Annotated in this window: 19 protein-coding genes; 14 read left to right on the forward strand and 5 right to left on the reverse strand. The window is 45.8% G+C overall.

Going from position 1 to position 17,713, the window contains the following annotated elements; genetic code table 11:
- On the forward strand, positions 1–789 hold the full coding sequence (locus tag NLG07_RS06505) for a TatD family hydrolase (protein WP_254854669.1): 789 nt from the start codon (positions 1–3) through the stop codon (positions 787–789).
- Here the strand turns inward: NLG07_RS06505 and NLG07_RS06510 are convergent.
- A complete protein-coding gene (locus tag NLG07_RS06510) occupies positions 747–1,337 on the reverse strand; it encodes a hypothetical protein (protein ID WP_254854671.1) in 591 nt (196 codons plus the stop codon). The two genes, NLG07_RS06505 and NLG07_RS06510, sit on opposite strands and share 43 nt — an antisense overlap.
- Positions 1,338–1,411: 74 nt before the next feature.
- Here NLG07_RS06510 and serB point away from each other — a divergent pair, with 74 nt between their 5' ends.
- The 3 genes from serB (at position 1,412) to NLG07_RS06525 (ending at position 4,324) form a co-directional block, all read left to right on the forward strand.
- On the forward strand, positions 1,412–2,383 hold the full coding sequence (gene serB / locus NLG07_RS06515; protein WP_254854672.1) for a phosphoserine phosphatase SerB: 972 nt from the start codon (positions 1,412–1,414) through the stop codon (positions 2,381–2,383).
- Between the two features lie 134 nt (positions 2,384–2,517).
- Entirely contained in the window at positions 2,518–3,894 is a 1,377-nt protein-coding gene (gene radA / locus NLG07_RS06520) for a DNA repair protein RadA (protein ID WP_254854673.1), read from the forward strand.
- A 220-nt stretch (positions 3,895–4,114) separates the two neighbouring features.
- Positions 4,115–4,324 carry a cold-shock protein gene (locus NLG07_RS06525; protein ID WP_254854674.1) on the forward strand — a complete coding sequence of 70 codons (210 nt, stop codon included), beginning with the start codon at positions 4,115–4,117 and terminating at the stop codon, positions 4,322–4,324.
- Between the two features lie 57 nt (positions 4,325–4,381).
- On the opposite strand, the gene ettA is transcribed toward NLG07_RS06525, so the two are convergent.
- Positions 4,382–6,049 carry an energy-dependent translational throttle protein EttA gene (ettA, locus tag NLG07_RS06530; RefSeq protein ID WP_254854675.1) on the reverse strand — a complete coding sequence of 556 codons (1,668 nt, stop codon included), beginning with the start codon at positions 6,047–6,049 and terminating at the stop codon, positions 4,382–4,384.
- Positions 6,050–6,215: 166 nt separating this feature from the next.
- Between ettA and lpxD the strand changes: the two genes are divergently transcribed.
- From lpxD to NLG07_RS06580, 10 genes are all read left to right on the forward strand, one after another.
- Complete coding sequence (gene lpxD, locus NLG07_RS06535) at positions 6,216–7,232, forward strand: UDP-3-O-(3-hydroxymyristoyl)glucosamine N-acyltransferase (protein WP_254854676.1); 1,017 nt, start codon at positions 6,216–6,218, stop codon at positions 7,230–7,232.
- A 108-nt stretch (positions 7,233–7,340) separates the two neighbouring features.
- The gene (gene glyA / locus NLG07_RS06540; protein WP_254854678.1) at positions 7,341–8,594 is read left to right on the forward strand and encodes a serine hydroxymethyltransferase; all 1,254 of its coding nucleotides are present in this window, start codon (positions 7,341–7,343) and stop codon (positions 8,592–8,594) included.
- Between the two features lie 67 nt (positions 8,595–8,661).
- Positions 8,662–9,129, forward strand: coding sequence for a transcriptional regulator NrdR (nrdR, locus tag NLG07_RS06545; RefSeq protein ID WP_254854679.1), 468 nt, complete (start codon positions 8,662–8,664; stop codon positions 9,127–9,129).
- A complete protein-coding gene (ribD, locus tag NLG07_RS06550) occupies positions 9,126–10,250 on the forward strand; it encodes a bifunctional diaminohydroxyphosphoribosylaminopyrimidine deaminase/5-amino-6-(5-phosphoribosylamino)uracil reductase RibD (RefSeq protein WP_254854681.1) in 1,125 nt (374 codons plus the stop codon). Before nrdR ends, ribD begins: the two co-directional genes overlap by 4 nt.
- 8 nt (positions 10,251–10,258) lie before the next feature.
- Positions 10,259–10,912, forward strand: coding sequence for a riboflavin synthase (locus NLG07_RS06555; protein ID WP_254854682.1), 654 nt, complete (start codon positions 10,259–10,261; stop codon positions 10,910–10,912).
- Between the two features lie 15 nt (positions 10,913–10,927).
- Complete coding sequence (gene ribBA / locus NLG07_RS06560; protein ID WP_254854683.1) at positions 10,928–12,034, forward strand: bifunctional 3,4-dihydroxy-2-butanone-4-phosphate synthase/GTP cyclohydrolase II; 1,107 nt, start codon at positions 10,928–10,930, stop codon at positions 12,032–12,034.
- Positions 12,035–12,092: 58 nt separating this feature from the next.
- On the forward strand, positions 12,093–12,572 hold the full coding sequence (gene ribE, locus NLG07_RS06565; RefSeq protein WP_254854684.1) for a 6,7-dimethyl-8-ribityllumazine synthase: 480 nt from the start codon (positions 12,093–12,095) through the stop codon (positions 12,570–12,572).
- 8 nt (positions 12,573–12,580) lie between these two features.
- Complete coding sequence (gene nusB, locus NLG07_RS06570) at positions 12,581–13,003, forward strand: transcription antitermination factor NusB (RefSeq protein ID WP_254856826.1); 423 nt, start codon at positions 12,581–12,583, stop codon at positions 13,001–13,003.
- 18 nt (positions 13,004–13,021) lie between these two features.
- Positions 13,022–13,996 (forward strand): thiamine-phosphate kinase, encoded by a 975-nt coding sequence (thiL, locus tag NLG07_RS06575; protein ID WP_254854685.1) that lies wholly within the window; start codon positions 13,022–13,024, stop codon positions 13,994–13,996.
- Positions 13,997–14,005: 9 nt separating this feature from the next.
- Complete coding sequence (locus NLG07_RS06580; RefSeq protein WP_254854686.1) at positions 14,006–14,491, forward strand: phosphatidylglycerophosphatase A; 486 nt, start codon at positions 14,006–14,008, stop codon at positions 14,489–14,491.
- On the opposite strand, the gene dxs is transcribed toward NLG07_RS06580, so the two are convergent.
- Genes dxs through xseB form a run of 3 tightly spaced genes read right to left on the reverse strand, consistent with a single transcriptional unit; the run spans position 14,481 to position 17,505 of the window.
- On the reverse strand, positions 14,481–16,346 hold the full coding sequence (dxs, locus tag NLG07_RS06585) for a 1-deoxy-D-xylulose-5-phosphate synthase (RefSeq protein WP_254856827.1): 1,866 nt from the start codon (positions 16,344–16,346) through the stop codon (positions 14,481–14,483). The genes NLG07_RS06580 and dxs overlap by 11 nt on opposite strands.
- Before the next feature lie 16 nt (positions 16,347–16,362).
- Positions 16,363–17,247, reverse strand: coding sequence for a farnesyl diphosphate synthase (locus NLG07_RS06590; RefSeq protein ID WP_254854687.1), 885 nt, complete (start codon positions 17,245–17,247; stop codon positions 16,363–16,365).
- 24 nt (positions 17,248–17,271) lie between these two features.
- The gene (gene xseB, locus NLG07_RS06595) at positions 17,272–17,505 is read right to left on the reverse strand and encodes an exodeoxyribonuclease VII small subunit (RefSeq protein ID WP_254854689.1); all 234 of its coding nucleotides are present in this window, start codon (positions 17,503–17,505) and stop codon (positions 17,272–17,274) included.
- Positions 17,506–17,713 lie beyond the last annotated feature (208 nt).

Here is a 17,713-nt window from a genome sequence, read left to right on the forward strand (position 1 = left end):
GTGATCGATAGTCATTGTCATCTTGATCTAGCCTGTTTTACCGATGATCTTGATGCGGTTATTCATCGTGCTAACGAGCGCGGCGTAACGCGTTTTTTGATTCCTGGTATTGAGCCCTCTCACTGGTTACGACAGCTTCAGATCCTCAACACATTCCCGCAGGTCGATATCGCCTTTGGCTACCATCCATATTTTTTACCGCACGCGCTTTGCGCATCGGATATTCCGAAGATGATTGAGCATCTTGCTCATTGGCTTGAACGGCACCCACCGCTTGCTGTTGGGGAAATAGGTCTTGACCGAACGCTCTCTCATCCATTGGCTATTCAAGAATGTATTTTTGTGGAGCAGGTTAAATTAGCCAAAACCTATTCGTTACCACTCGTCGTTCATCATCGCAAAAGCCATGACCGTTTATTGGGCTTATTGCGACAACATCAATTTGACCATGGTGGGGTGGTGCATGCTTTTTCAGGGAACGCGGATATTGCCAGAGCTTACATTGATTTGGGATTCAAACTGGGAGTGGGTGGCACGATAACCTATCCAAGAGGAAAGAAAACGCTTAAAAGTCTGCTTGAAGTTGGAATAGAACATCTCTTATTAGAAACGGACTCTCCGGATATGCCGATGTCTGGACGACAAGGCCAGCGCAATATGCCAGAGTATTTACCGGATGTGCTAACCGTCTTATCAGAAGCTCTGCAGATGAGTCCTAGTGTTATAGAAGCACAAACTGATGCCAATTATTCGGCGACGTTCCTAGAGCCTCGTCGCACAGCAATGTAATACCAGCGCATGATTAACGCTCCAAAGACAGCTCCCAAACAAACGGTCACTAAGACTAAACTTTGTTGGCGTTGAAATGCATCAGCTTGTTGCGCCGTTAGCCTTTCATTGGTCAGAACAAAACGAATATAGCCAATATCAACCTGATTGTGCCGAATATGGCTAATATGGACTTGATGAGTATGTGGATTCAATTCAACATCAGCCAAAAAATTGTGCACACTGCCTACACTGCCAAGAGTTTCCCCATAATGATTGAATACTCTGATACCAATAATATCCCCTAGAGACATATAACCAGTCAAAATCACAGACAGTTGTTCTTGAGCTGAGGAAGAAAGGGTATTTCGCGCGTCTAGCTGCTCATGTAACCATGGAGCTAACGAGCCAGCAGCAATGTTGGCGATTTTGGTGCCTAATTCAAGAGTGTAGGATTGGTAAACATTTGCCGAGCGTTCAGATTGCAACGACCAGACTGCTAAAATTCCGTAAATGGTCACCGCGATAAAAAACACGCGCCAAATAAATCGAATAACGGGATTTTGCATAGGTCAACTGATAAAAAATACGATACAATACAACCATAAATCAATCTGTACGCAATGCCAAGTATAAACCCATTATGAATCATCTATTTTCTGCGAGCGAGCTTGTTAAGCACCTACAAACGCCTCAACTTTTTTCTTCTAGCTCTCTTACTTGGTCTGCGACAGCACCAGCGCAAGGCGATTATGTATTGACCATCGTTGGGCAATACCTCAATCGCTATATCGTCGAAGCCGTATTGCAAACGCTACCGGAGCAGACAGATTTTGTGGTTACTCTACACAGCCTATCATCTAATTTCGAGCTGGATGCTGTGGTCATACAACTTGATACTCCTGCTACCCATGATTGGCTAACCGCTCAATCAGAACGGTTTAACATTGAATTATTTTGCCAAGCGCATCAACCAAGTCTGCAAGCTGGTGGTGTAATGGTGATGGATATGGATTCTACTGTGATCCAAATCGAATGCATTGATGAGATTGCAAAGCTTGCCGGTCGTGGAGACGAAGTCAGTGAAGTAACTGAGCTGGCGATGCAAGGAAAGTTAGATTTTGCGCAAAGTCTTGTACAAAGGGTTGCCTGTCTTAAAGGCGTTCCTGCAATTCAACTGCAACAAATACGCGATGGTATTCCGTTAATGCCAGGTATTAGCTCGTTAGTTATTACCTTACAAGCACATGGTTGGCATATTGCTATTGCCAGCGGTGGTTTTACTTATTTTGCGGATTACGTAGCGGCTCGACTCGGTTTAGTAGAGGCCGTTGCCAATCAACTTGAGATAGTCGATGGCGTTCTGACGGGCAAAGTAATCGGCGCTATTTCAGATGCGCAAACTAAAGAAGATACTTTAAAGCGCTTGGCACAACAGCATAATATTCCCTTGTCACAAACCATCGCATTGGGTGACGGAGCGAACGATCTTGTGATGATGCGTGATGCTGGCTTAGGTATGGCGTTTCATGCCAAACCACTGGTGCAAGAGCAAGCGCAATGTGCAATTCGCTATCACGGTCTCAATGCTACCTTGTTTGCACTTTCAGCTTAAGAGGCAACGACCGATTCGAGCAATGTTTTTTGGTTGTCGGCGATGACCCTTTGCACCGTTTTGTGATATTTCCTTTGCGCTTGTAAGGCATTGCAATAAAATACTATCGACTTAACGACAAAATTATTTATTTTATGGCTAAGAAAAAATCGACGTATGTGTGTAATGAGTGCGGTACTGAACATCCTCGCTGGCAGGGGCAATGTAATGGTTGCAACTCATGGAATACACTTACTGAGATGAGTATAAATCAGTCGGCTTCGCCAGCGGTGCGCAATTTTTCCGGCTACGCAGGTGCCACGAGTGCCAAAGTTGAGACTCTATCAAGCATTGATTTGGCCGCTTTACCGCGCTTTAGTTCCGGATTTCATGAGATGGATAGGGTGCTTGGCGGCGGTATTGTTCCTGGTTCCGCCGTACTCATTGGTGGCTCACCTGGCGCGGGTAAATCGACCTTGCTTCTGCAAGTAATGTGCTTATTAGCACAACAAAAGTCAGTATTGTACGTCACCGGTGAGGAATCACTGCAACAAGTGGCCATGCGAGCGCAACGGTTAGGTTTAGCAAATGATAACCTGAAACTATTAGCCGAAACGAACATTGAACAAATTTGTCAAATAGCACTACAAGAAGCCCCGGATGTTATGGTTATTGACTCTATTCAAGTCATGCACGTCCCCGATATCACCTCAGCTCCAGGAAGTGTATCACAAGTGCGAGAAGGGGCTGCGTACCTGACCCGTTTTGCCAAACAAAATCACGTCGCGTTATTAATTGTCGGTCATGTGACAAAAGATGGTTCTTTGGCGGGGCCTAAGGTACTAGAGCATTGTATTGACTGTTCCATGTTGCTGGAAGGTGATGCAGACGGTCGGTATCGCACTTTGCGCAGTCATAAAAATCGCTTTGGCGCAGTCAATGAACTCGGTGTGTTCGCAATGACCGAAAAGGGCTTGAAAGAGGTCAATAACCCGTCTGCGATTTTTTTGTCACGAGATGAGCAACAATCTCCTGGTAGCATTGTGATGGTAGTGTGGGAAGGCACGCGTCCACTACTCGTTGAGATCCAAGCGCTCGTTGACCATTCACAAGCTCATAATCCCAAACGGGTTGCCGTGGGTCTAGAACAAAATCGCATGGCGATGCTACTGGCCATCTTGCATCGGCATGGTGGACTGCTCATGAATGACCAAGATGTGTTTGCCAATGTGGTCGGTGGGGTCAAGGTCGCTGAAACCAGTGCTGATTTGGCATTATTATTGGCGATGGTGTCGAGTTTTCGTAACCGAAACTTGCCACAAGAGTTGATTGCGTTTGGTGAAGTGGGGTTGTCGGGTGAAATTCGACCGGTTCCGAATGGGCAAGAGCGCTTAAGTGAAGCCGCCAAGCACGGCTTTAAAGTGGCTATTGTCCCCAAGGCAAACGCGCCTAAACGAACCATCCATGGAATGCGGGTGATTGCCGTATCGCGTTTGAGTGATGCGCTTGAGGCAATTCAAGAGATTTCTTAAGGCTACGACTGTCACAAAGCATAAATACACATAAATAAATGCATTTAACATTGACCTGATTACTTATTAGGCGTATTCTAAGTGTGTTGTCTATAGACGCATTCCCTACAGTTCCGGTCGTTGTTTTATCCTCTGCTTGCACTTTCGATTGCCTTCTATGGCAATTTTTTAGCTAATTAAATTTAGCTGTGTTTATTTATTTATATCTATAGGAAAAATTATGTCGGACGTTTCAACCGGTATCGTAAAATGGTTTAACGAATCAAAAGGATTTGGCTTCATTCAACAAGAAAATGGCCCAGATGTGTTTGCACACTTCCGCGCAATCAAAGGTGAGGGTTTCCGCACTTTGAATGAAGGTCAAAAAGTACAATTTACTATCGGTCAAGGCCAAAAAGGTCCACAGGCAGAGAACATCGAAGTTATCTAATTTCGACACTGTACACCAAAAAAGGGGCTTGATAGCCCCTTTTTTATTGGAAGTCTACTACTTGGCAATCTTCTTATATTTCAAGCGATGCGGCTCAACTACATCTTGACCAAAGTTTTCTTTGAGCCATGCCTCGTAATCAGTGTAATTGCCCTCATAGAAGTTGATCTTACCTTCATCTCGGTAGTCCATTATATGAGTTGCAACCCGGTCAAGGAACCAACGGTCGTGCGAGATGACCATGGCACAACCAGGGAATTCTAATAACGCATTTTCCAATGCACGTAAGGTCTCAACGTCCAAGTCATTAGTTGGTTCATCCAATAACAGTACGTTCCCTCCGGCTTTAAGAAGTTTGGCCAAATGCACCCGATTGCGCTCACCACCAGATAAATCTTTGATGAATTTTTGTTGATCCGTACCCTTAAAGTTAAAGCGAGAACAATACGCTCGGGCATTGATTTCAAAATTGCCAATACGAATGATATCTTGCCCATCGGATATCTCTTGGAAGACGGTTTGGTTTTCATTCATGTGGTCGCGGAACTGTTCAACCGAGGCAATTTGTACTGTCTCCCCCACATCAATGGTGCCGCTATCGGCTTGTTCTGCTCCAGTAAGCATTCTAAAGAGGGTGGATTTACCTGCACCGTTTGGACCGATAATGCCAACAATAGCACCTTTGGGCACAGAGAAAGACAAATCATCGATCAACACTCTGTCACCGTATGATTTGCTCAAGCCGTTCACATCAATGACTTTATCACCGAGGCGCTCGCCCGGTGGGATGAATAGCTCATTGGTTTCGTTTCTCTTTTGATAATCGCCGGTCGAGAGTTCAGCAAAACGAGCCATACGGGCCTTGGATTTAGCTTGACGACCTTTCGGATTTTGTCTGACCCACTCTAGTTCTTGTTTAATCGACTTTTGACGTGCACTCTCTGCTTTTTCTTCTTGTTCTAGACGCTTGTCTTTTTGTTCTAGCCACGATGAATAATTGCCTTCCCACGGGATCCCTTCACCACGGTCTAGTTCTAAGATCCAGCCAGCAACATTATCCAAGAAATATCTATCGTGAGTTATCGCTACGACGGTGCCATCATAATCGTGCAAGAAGCGCTCGAGCCAAGCCACACTTTCAGCGTCCAAGTGGTTGGTTGGTTCGTCAAGCAGCAGCATGTCAGGCTTTTCGAGTAGTAACTTACACAATGCCACGCGACGACGCTCGCCTCCGGATAATTTGCTAATGTCTGCATCCCAAGGTGGCAGACGCAAGGCATCTGCAGCTCGTTCTAGTGCAGCATCTAGGTTATGACCATCTTGCGCTTGAATAATCGCTTCAAGCTTGCCTTGCTCGGCTGCCAGTGCGTCAAAATCTGCATCTGGTTCGGCGTACGCGGCATAAACTTCATCTAAGCGAGTAAGTGCATGCTTGACTTCACCAAGCGCAAGTTCGATATTACCACGCACATCTAAAGACTCATCAAGTTTTGGTTCTTGCGGTAGATACCCGACTTTTATGCCAGGTAGGGGACGCGCTTCACCTTCAATATCGGTGTCTACCCCGGCCATGATCCGTAACAAGGTGGATTTACCTGCACCGTTTAAACCTAACACACCAATTTTGGCGCCAGGAAAAAAGCTCAGGGAAATATCTTTTAAGATGAAACGATTCGGCGGGACGATTTTGCCGACCCTGTGCATGGAGTACACGAATTGTGCCATGAGATCCTCTAAATAATTGAAAATGATTAATCGAGTGTAATTTTAGCATTGTGTCGATTCTCCACAACTGCTTTTTACAGCAGGACAATTTCTGCACACAAAATTTTGTTGAATCAACTTAGATGATTTATGATAAGACGCATATAGCTTTGTCAAAGAGATACGCATGAATATCCAAGCCCTTGCCAACCACCTAAACGCAACCTTACACAATCTTACCCAAGAGGAAGCCACACAAATTCAAATTAACAAAGTGGCGCCACTCGATGAGGCTCAAACAGGGGATATTACCTTTTTGAATGACAAAAAGTACCTGTCCAAACTGCCTGAATGTCATGCCAGTGTGGTGATATTGACGGAAGCACTTGCCCGCGATTACGCTGGTGCGGCGTTGGTGATGAAAGATCCGTATGTTGGTTTTGCGCTGGCAGCGCAACAGCTCGATCCGACCCCGCGTCCCCAATATGGGGTCCATCCCAGTGCAGTCATCGATGACACGGCTCAAGTAGGGGCTAATGCAAACATTGGCCCAAATGTAGTGATTGAAGCAGGTGCTATTATTGGTGAAGATGTCACGATTGGTCCGGGCTGTGTGATTGGGGTAAATGCAGTCATTGGTTCTGGTTCACATATCCATGCGAATGTAACGATTTATCACTCCTGTCAGTTAGGTCAAAAGGTTGCTGTACTGAGTGGTACAGTCATTGGCCCAGATGGATTTGGCTATGCCAATGACGCAGGTACGTGGCGTAAAATCCCGCAAACCGGACGCGTGATCATCGGCGATAATACCGAGATAGGTGCGTTGTGTACGATCGACCGAGGCTCCCTTGCCGACACGGTGATTGAACACAACGTGATCATTGATGACCAAGTACACATCGCTCATAACTGTCAAATTGGCTCTGGCTCGTGTTTATGTGGTGCAGTCGCCATGGCGGGGAGTGTAAAAATAGGCAAAAATGTGATTGTCGCCGGTACTGTTGCGATAAATGGCCACATCACCATTTGTGACAATGTGCAAATAACCGGCAATACCATGGTCACATCAGACATAACCGAGCCCGGGGTGTATTCCTCTGGCATGCCACACGCGCCATACAATGAATGGCGTCGAAACTCAGTGCGTTACAAGCAATTAGACCACCTCGCCAAACGAGTGAAAGCACTGGAAACAAAATAAATCATTTTGATAAAAAGTTTTAATGGGTGCACTGCTAGGTTTTTGCTTAAAAATTGCGTAAAATACGACTTTAAACATAACCTTGCTCAATCTATAGGTATTTGACTTATGCTACAGCGCAACATGAATATTGCTGATTTCGATCCTGAATTAGCCAAAGCCATCGAACTTGAAAATCAACGTCAAGAAGATCACATTGAACTTATCGCGTCAGAGAACTATTGTTCGCCACGCGTTTTGGAAGCGCAGGGTTCGCAGCTAACAAATAAATATGCGGAAGGCTATCCTGGTAAGCGTTATTACGGTGGTTGTGAGCATGTTGACGTAGTCGAAAACCTAGCGATTGAGCGTGCCAAAGCCTTGTTTGGTGCAGAATATGCCAACGTACAGCCTCACGCAGGTTCGCAAGCTAATACTGCCGTATTTGGTGCTTTGCTCAACGCAGGTGACACTGTATTGGGTATGTCCTTAGCACACGGTGGTCATTTGACCCACGGCTCTCATGTTAACTTTTCAGGCAAAATTTACAATGCAGTGCAGTATGGTATTGATGCGGATGGTGTAATTGATTATGCCGAAATCGAAGCCTTAGCATTAGAGCATAAGCCCAAGATGATCATCGGTGGCTTCTCGGCCTACTCAGGTGTGGTGGATTGGGCAAAATTCCGTGAGATCGCTGACAAAGTGGGTGCATACTTATTAGTTGATATGGCGCACGTTGCTGGTTTAGTCGCTGGTGGTGTTTATCCAAACCCAGTGCCTCACGCTCATGTGGTGACAACGACCACGCATAAGACTCTAGCTGGACCTCGTTCTGGTTTGATCTTGTCTGCGTGTGGCGATGAAGATATTTACAAAAAACTGAATTCATCAGTCTTCCCTGGCAATCAGGGGGGGCCTTTGTGTCACGTGATTGCAGCGAAAGCCGTTGCCTTTAAAGAAGCATTAGAGCCAGAGTTCAAAACCTATATGGCGCAGGTTGTGAAAAACGCACAAGCAATGGTTTCAGTGTTCCAAGAACGCGGCTATAAGATTGTTTCCAATGGCACGCAGAACCACTTGTTCTTATTAGATTTGATTGATAAAGACATCACAGGTAAAGACGCTGATGCGGCGCTAGGACAAGCTCATATTACCGTGAACAAAAACTCAGTTCCGAATGATCCGCGCTCACCGTTTGTTACTTCTGGTTTACGGATTGGGACACCTGCTATTACGCGTCGCGGGTTTAAAGATGCTGAAGCAATGCAAGTGGCTAATTGGATCTGTGATATTTTGGATAACATGGGTGATGAATCAGTTATCGCTCGAGTCCAATCAGAGGTTAGCGCTTTGACTAAGCAGTTCCCTGTATATGCGTAGCACTTTCGCTGTACAATGATTATGATTAACCGGCTATATGCCGGTTAATTTGTTTATGGAGTAGAGCATGCATTGTCCTTTTTGTCATGAGCAAGACACCAAAGTCATCGACTCACGCTTGGTCGCGGATGGTCATCAAATCCGCCGCCGGCGCGAGTGTGCGTCTTGTAGAGAACGGTTTACTACCTTTGAAATCGCAGAACTAGTAATGCCTAGAGTGATCAAACGCGATGGCACTCGTGAACCGTTTAATGAAGATAAGTTGCGTGCGGGGATTTTACGCTCCTTAGAAAAACGCCCTGTCTCAGCAGAGAAAATTGAAAAGGCAATCGTCGAAATCATGTCCAGTATTCGTGGCACTGGTGAGCGTGAAGTGAATACTGAATTTGTCGGTACACAAATCATGAATCGTCTCAAAAAACTCGATCAAGTCGCCTACGTGCGCTTTGCATCGGTCTATCGCAAATTTGAAGACATTCGTGAATTTGGGGAAGAAATTGCCAAACTAGGTCAGCAGGATCTCGATCTCGAATGAGTCTCTCGAACTTTGATTATCAAATGATGGCGCGCGCTCTGCGTTTAGCCAAGTTAGGTGAGTACACGGCACGGCCAAACCCAATGGTTGGGTGTGTGATCACCCAACAGGAGAGTATCGTCGGAGAGGGACATCATCACCAAGCAGGCACTGCGCATGCCGAAATCAACGCGCTGCAACAAGCCGGAACGCGAGCCAAAGCAGCCACGGCCTATGTCACCCTTGAGCCATGCGCTCACACAGGCCGCACTGGCCCTTGTGCCAATGCACTGATTGACGCGGGTATTGGTCGTGTAGTGGTAGCGATGCGTGATCCCTTTCCCGAAGTATCGGGCAAAGGCATTGCTAGATTAAAAGCCGCAGGTATCGTTGTTGATGGTCCTTGTTTAGAGCAACAAGCAAGAGAACTTAACGCTGGTTTTCTAACTCGAGTCGAGGCTAAGAGACCTTTTGTAACGCTCAAAATGGGGATGTCTTTGGATGGCAAAATCGCGTTAAGCAATGGCCAAAGTCAATGGATCACCTCGCCGCAAGCCAGAGCAGACGTGCAATTACATCGTGCTCAATCTGATGCGATCCTAACTGGTTCAGGGACAGTCCTCGCAGATAATCCAAATTTGCAAGTCCGAATGAACGAAGCGCCTCAGGCGTTAAAAGATGTCTTATTGCGCAATCCATTAGCGCAATTTGAGCAGCCTTTGCGTGTCGTATTGGATTCACATAACCGCGTTGGCGAACAAGGCATGTTCCAATCCGCCAATGCTCCAGTATGCGTGTTTAATGTGATACAAAATGATGCGCTACCAACTCATAATAAACAAATTCGTATACCGCTTGTCGCTGAACGTCCTAATTTGAGTGTCATGATGGAAAAGCTTGCACAAATGCAACTGAATCGTGTCTGGGTTGAAGCCGGTTCCGGATTAGCGGGTGCTTTACTTGAAGGGCACTGCGTGGATGAACTTGTCCTTTATCAAGCACCAGTGATTCTTGGGGATAAGGCTCAAGGCGCTTTTGCAATCTCTGATTTAACTCAATTGCAAGATGCGGTAAAATTCACCCTGAAAGAACAGCGTACCATCGGTCCTGATCAAAAATTCATTTTCTCGTTAGAACCTTAGGAAACCTTATGTTTACTGGTATTATTGAAGCAGTTGGCACTATCACTGGGTTAACGCAAACGGGTAAAGATATTAAACTTAAAGTGCACTGTCCTAATTTGGATATGTCAGATGTACAGCTTGGCGACTCCATTGCGACTAATGGTGTATGTTTGACTGTCGTAGAATTTGGCAATGATTATTATTGTGCGGACGTCTCGACAGAGACCATTAAGTATACCGGTTTTGCACATTATACTTCGGGCATGCAAGTTAACTTAGAAAAAGCCATGCTACCGACCTCTCGTTTTGGCGGTCACATTGTGTCAGGTCACGTGGATGGCGTGGGCTCGATCAGTCGTATCATTGACCAGCATGAATACATTGAAGTCTGGGTCAAAATGCCGCAAGACATCGCTCATTATATTGCTCATAAAGGCTCTATTACGGTGGATGGAGTAAGCTTGACAGTGAACGCACTGGATGGAGATGAGTTTATGCTGTGGCTGATCCCGCACACCTTAGAAAAAACCATTATCGGACAATACAAAATCGGTACTCAAGTCAATCTTGAGGTCGATGTGATTGCTCGTTATTTAGAACGCTTAATGCAAGGTCAAAAAGAACATAACAAACAAGACATTAGCATGGCATTTTTAGCTGAAAACGGCTATTTAAAATAGGAAACACAGACGCTTATGTCCACCTTTAATACCCCTACAGAACTGATTGAAGATATTCGCCAAGGAAAAATGGTCATTTTGATGGATGACGAAGACCGTGAGAATGAAGGCGACCTCGTAATGGCGGCAGAGCATGTCACACCTGAAGCAATTAACTTTATGGTCACTCACGCGCGTGGTTTAGTCTGTTTGCCAATGACAGCTGAGCGTTGTCGTCGTTTAAAATTACCATTGATGGTCGACAAAAATTCAGCTCAGTTCTCGACTAATTTTACGGTTTCCATCGAAGCTGCGGAAGGGGTGACAACGGGTATTTCAGCTGCGGATAGAGCCACTACCATCTTAGCCGCCGTCAACCCGGATGCCAAAGCAACGGATATTGTACAACCTGGGCATATTTTCCCTCTCATCGCCAAAGAGGGCGGTGTACTTACACGTGCTGGACATACTGAAGCTGGCGTGGACTTGGCGCGTTTGGCTGGCTGTGAACCTGCATCTGTGATCGTTGAGATCCTAAATGAAGACGGCACGATGGCACGTCGTCCAGAACTTGAACAATTCGCGCAAAAACACGGGCTTAAAATAGGCACGATTGCCGATTTAATTGAATACCGCAATCACAACGAAACGACGATTGAAGAAATCGCACGCTGTCATTTGCCAACTGAATACGGTGAATTTGAACTTGTTACCTACAAAGACGTGATTGACGGTGAGCTGCATTTTGCACTCATCAATGGCGAAATAGACTCAACCCAGCCGACCACGGTTCGCGTACACTTGCACAATACGTTTTCTGATTTGCTGGCTTCTACTCGAGGTGTGAATCGGTCTATGAATTTGGCCAAAGCGATGTCACGCATCGCGCAAGACGGTGGTGTATTAGTGCTGTTAGGCGCGAAAGAAGACCTAGAAGGGCAAATCAAACAGTTTGCCGCAGAAGACCGCGGTGAAGTGGCTCCTGGAAAAACATGGCAAGGCAGTTCTCGAACTGTGGGTATCGGCTCACAGATATTGGAAGCTTTGGGGGTCAAACAAATGCGTTTGTTATCAAAACCCATCAAATATTCAGGTTTATCCGGTTTTGGTTTAGAAGTTGTTGAGTACATCAGCGATTTCTAGTGAGACTACTGGCATTTGTGATATACTCCACACCAAATTTTTATTAAGGAATTCATTCATGAACGTAATTGAAGGCAACATGCGCGCAACGGGCAAAAAATTTGCAATTGTTGTATCGCGATTTAATAGTTTTGTTGTGGAGTCTTTATTAGAAGGCGCGTTGGATGCACTCGAGCGTCACGGTGAAGTCAGCGATTCTGATGTCACAGTGGTGCGTGTGCCAGGTGCTTATGAGTTACCGCTCGCCGCCAAAAAAATTGCTAAACAAGGCCAATACGATGCCATAATCGCGCTAGGTGCAGTGATTCGCGGGGGGACGCCACATTTTGATTTTGTAGCGGGTGAGTGTAATAAAGGTCTGGCGCAAGTGTCGTTAGAATTTAATATTCCTGTGTCATTTGGTGTGATTACTACAGACAGTATTGAGCAAGCGATTGAGCGTTCAGGAACCAAAGCAGGGAATAAGGGCGCGGAAGCGGCTCTTGGTGCGTTAGAAATGGTCAACGTGATGGCGGCCATTGATGAGGCAACTGCGTGAGTCAAAAGATGAAACCTGCAGCGCGTCGTAGGGCGCGCGAAATGGCATTACAAGGCGTCTATTCGTGGATGCTGTCGAACAACGATGTGGCCAGCATTGAGCTCAATCTTGCCACCACAAACGAAATGGGCAAAGTCGACATGCCCTATTTTCAAGAGTTATTGCAAGGTTCGATTAAGCAAGTAGCGGATTTAGACGTAGCAATAAAGCCTTACCTAGGCCGTTTACCTGAAGAACTGGATCCCATTGAAAAAGCGATTTTGCGTATCGCTACCTATGAGTTGACGCAACGTATTGATGTACCATACAAGGTCGTGATCAATGAAGCGATTGAGTTAGCTAAGGTATTTGGCGCAGAAGAAAGCCACAAGTTTGTGAATGGTGTACTTGATAAAGCCGTACGCACATTGCGCAAATACGAACAAGCCTAAATTTAGACACGTGTCCGTATGCAAGAGTTTTCACTGATTGAAACCTTTTTTGCACAACCCTCAGCGGGCACAAATCATTCTCAAGTTGTCCTTGGAATTGGCGATGACGCTGCAATTTTAGATGTTCCACCTGAACAACAACTTCTTGTCAGCACCGATACACTAGTCAGTGGTGTGCATTTTTTTCCAGATGTGGCTCCGGCGGACTTGGCCTATAAAGTGCTCGCAGTTAATTTGAGTGATATGGCAGCGATGGGGGCGACTCCAGCTTGGGTATCACTCGCACTCACGTTACCTAAACTACCGCCGCAATGGTTATCAGAATTCGCGCGAAGCTTCATGCAAACGTGTGAGGATTATCAGGTCGCATTAATCGGTGGTGATACCACTTCAGGGCCCTTATCGATTAGCGTAACGATCCATGGTCTCATTCCTCGTGGCCAAGCCGTACGACGAGATGGTGCACAAGTGGGTGATGATATCTATGTTAGTGGAACATTAGGGGATGCTGCCGCTGGGTTGAATATTCTAAACACACAAGCGGATCATTCAGAACGAGACATTATCCAGTATAATTTGCTTGAACGCTTACTAAGACCCACGCCGAGAGTGTTGTTAGGCAAGCAATTACGAGGTTTGGCAAGCAGTTGTTTGGACGTGTCTGATGGGTTGGCGGGTGATATCAAACACATCTTAAAGGCCTCATTCGTAGGCGCTCAGATTGATGTCAGTGCACTACCTTACTCTTCTGAACTACTTGATTATGTGACAGAAAAGCAAGCACAAGAGTATGCTTTAACTGGCGGTGATGATTACGAGTTGTGTTTCACTGCGCCAAAATCTCATGCAGCCGAACTCCAACAGATTGCTCAAAAGTGTAATGTGCCTATCACCAAAATAGGGCATATTACTGAATCGGCCAATAGCCTGTCATTTATATCTAATGGACAAACATATAAACTTACCAAAGGCGGATATGAACATCAATTTTAAGGATAAAAGATGCTGACAGCCGAACAAAAACAAGCAGCCCCTTGGTTTCATCCGATACATTTTCTATCCTTTGGTTTTGGCAGTGGCTTGCTGCCAAAAGCACCTGGAACATTTGGCTCATTGGCCGCTTTGCCTTTACTTTGGCTACTGACAGATATCAATTTGATGATGTTTGTTATTGTGACCCTAGTTGCTTGTATAGTTGGGATTGGGCTTTGTCATTACACAGCTCAGAAATTACAAGTGCATGATCACGGAGCCATCGTCTGGGATGAAATAGCCGGCATGCTGGTGGCTTTTATAGCCGTCCCTTTGGCGTGGGATACGGCTTTGCTTGGCTTTGTCTTGTTTCGTTATTTTGATATCGCCAAACCCAGTTTGATTGGCGTTATCGATAAGCGTTTCGACGGTGGTTTAGGGATCATGGCCGACGACATAGTCGCTGGTCTTTGTACGCTAGGGTGTTTACATCTTTACTTGATATTTACACATTAAGAAACGCGTTGACTTGAGCGACGATCCCCGCGCCATCGATTTGATGTTCGGCATACATTTCTGCTTGAGTGCCTTGCATAATGAAGGTATCCGGCAAGCCACACTGGAGCAACTTAACCTGGGTTTGTGTGTTAAACAAATATTCAGCTACTTCTGAACCCGCGCCACCTTTGATCGCACCATCTTCTAATGTTACAAGTAGTTCGTGAGTCGCAGCTAGGTCTGAAACCGCTTTTTCATCAAGAGGTTTAACAAAGCGCATATCAACGAGGGTTGCGCCTAGCGCTTCAGCAGCCTTCTGAGCCTCTGGCAACAGAGTACCAAAATTGAGTATCGCAACGTTTTTTCCTTGTAAAATACTTCGCGATTGACCCAAAGGTATCGCCGTCATGTTCGATTCAATTGGGACATTAGGCCCTCCTCCACGAGGGTAGCGTACCGCCGCTGGTCCTTGATGTTGATGACCAGTGTACAGCATTTGTCGACACTCATTCTCGTCAGCAGGCGTCATGATCACCATGTTAGGAATACAGCGCATGAAACTGATATCAAAGGCGCCTTGGTGGGTGGGACCATCGGCACCAACAATACCGGCGCGGTCAATCGCAAATAACACAGGTAAATTTTGTAAGGCCACATCGTGGATGAGCTGGTCATAAGCACGTTGTAAAAACGTCGAGTAGATCGCAACTACCGGATGCAATCCTTGCGTTGCCATACCCGCAGCAAGGGTCACTGCGTGTTGCTCAGCAATCGCCACATCAAAGTATTGCTCAGGGTAGGCTTGTGAAAACTTGACCATGCCAGACCCTTCTCGCATAGCTGGGGTAATCGCCATGAGTTTTGGATCGACTTCGGCCATATCACATAACCATTGACCAAAAATCGCCGAATAAGAGGGTGACGTCGGTTTGGGTTTCGGTAACGCTTCATCGGCAGGGTTGAATTTAGGTACGGCGTGGAATTTGATCGGATCTTTTTCGGCTACTTCATAGCCTTTGCCTTTGCGGGTAACTACATGGAGAATTTGAGGTCCTCTGTTTTGACGCATGTTACGTAAGGTATCAACCATACCTTTAACATCGTGCCCATCAATTGGACCAATATAGTTGAAACCTAATTCTTCAAAAATGGTTCCAGGCACGACCATGCCCTTAATGTGTTCCTCAGCCTTAGAAGCGAATTCCTTGAGCGGAGGCACGTTAGATAACACTTTTTTGCTACCATCGCGGATTGTATTATAAAAATTCCCAGTTAACAGGCGCGCTAAGTGAGAATTTAGGGCGCCAACATTTTCGGATATCGACATTTCATTGTCGTTCAATACGACGACTAAGTCTTTGTCCAAATCCCCGCCGTGATTCAATGCTTCAAATGCCAAGCCTGCGGTCATCGCGCCATCGCCGATGACTGCGACAGTTTTGCGATTTTTGCCTTCTTTATCTGCTGCGATAGCCATACCGAGGGCAGCGCTAATTGATGTCGAAGAATGGCCGACAGCAAATGTATCGTACTCTGACTCTAATGGCCAAGGGAAAGGGTGTAATCCGTCTTTTTGGCGAATGGTTGCCATGCGTTCGCGGCGCTCGGTTAAGATTTTATGCGGATAGGCCTGATGACCGACATCCCAAACGAGTTGATCAAATGGGGTATTGTATACATAGTGCAGTGCGACCGTTAATTCGACCGTACCAAGACCCGATGCAAAGTGTCCCGACGATTGGCTGACACATGCTAAAAGATATTGTCTGAGTTCATCGGCTAACTGAGGAAGTTTATCTTTAGGCAAAGTTCGTAACTCTGCCGGATTGTTCGCCAACGCTAATAATGGGTAGTGGTCGAGTGAGAGGGTCATGGTATTCATTATTATTTTAATAATTCCGTTTAATTATATACTGTGCAAAGTCCCTTAATGGATCCGTATGATAGGGTAATTGCTTCAAACTGGTCAACGCTTCGCTGTAGAGTTTGTCTAGGTAATTCTGTGCTGCACTGAGTCCCAATAGCGCGGGGAAAGTAGATTTGTTGGCTTCTTCGTCTGAACCGCTGGGCTTACCTAATGTAGCACTATCACCGGTCACATCAAGAATGTCATCTTGCACTTGGAAAGCTAAGCCAATTTTTTGAGCAAACTGCAGCAAGGCTTTTTGTGCGCTTTCATCCATCCCTTCAGCAAGCGCCATTGGAATCGAGACACATGCTTGCAATAATGCGCCGGTTTTTAGTTGATGTAATTCTGTCAGAGTCTTGACATCAATTTGTTGATTAGTGTGTGTTAAATCAATCGCTTGGCCGCCGCACATACCGGCGTAGCCTGAAGCATTGGTCAAGAGTCTCAAACTTTTTATTTTCTCTTCGGCAATGAGCAAAGCGTCTTTGACAACAATTTCAAAAGCCATGGTTTGCAGTGCATCACCAGCTAAAATCGCCATGCCTTCGTCAAATAAAATATGACAAGTAGGTTGACCTCGGCGCAAGTCGTCGTCATCCATTGCTGGTAAGTCATCATGCACGAGTGAATAAGCGTGAATGCATTCCACTGCGCAGGCTAGATTGAGCACTTTTGCGAATGATACGTTGAGCATCTCAGCTACCATGGTCATCAATAACGGCCTGACCCGCTTGCCGTTGCTCAACAATGCATATTTCATTGCATCCGCGAGCGGCGAGGCTTGTTCTGGTAAACTATTGATGTGTTGCTCTAATTGATAATCAATTTGGGCGCGCACATCAGCATGGTACTGTTCGAATTTCATGAGTCGCTGGAATTTTAGGAAGGATTATTCGGGCTCAAAGTCCGTCAAAGTCATATTGTCTTGAGCAAGCATTTGAACTTTTTGCTCGGCTTCTTTGAGCTGGGCTTGGCTGGCTCTCGCTAGCTTGATTCCTTGCTCAAATTTACTTAACGCGTCAGCTAAAGGCAGATCACCTTGTTCCATTTCGGTCACAATGCGTTCGAGTTGTTGCATCGCTTCTTCAAAACTGGGCGTATTGCGTTCGTTAGCATCAGACATAAGACATCCTGTTGGGGTTCAAAAGTTACCGCATTCTAACAAGGAATCAGGAGTTTGGGTATGTTTGGTATGTGATTTTCTAATTTAATCTCTAGTAAATTCGCACTATGCCGATCATTGAGGTAGTAATCGCCGAGTTGAAATTCGAGTCAATCAAGGTAAGCCTAAGTCTTTAGAGCAAAATATCAGTGACGGGTAATCCATAACC

Source organism: Alteromonas sp. LMIT006 (genome assembly GCF_024300645.1).
Taxonomy (GTDB): domain Bacteria; phylum Pseudomonadota; class Gammaproteobacteria; order Enterobacterales; family Alteromonadaceae; genus Opacimonas; species Opacimonas immobilis.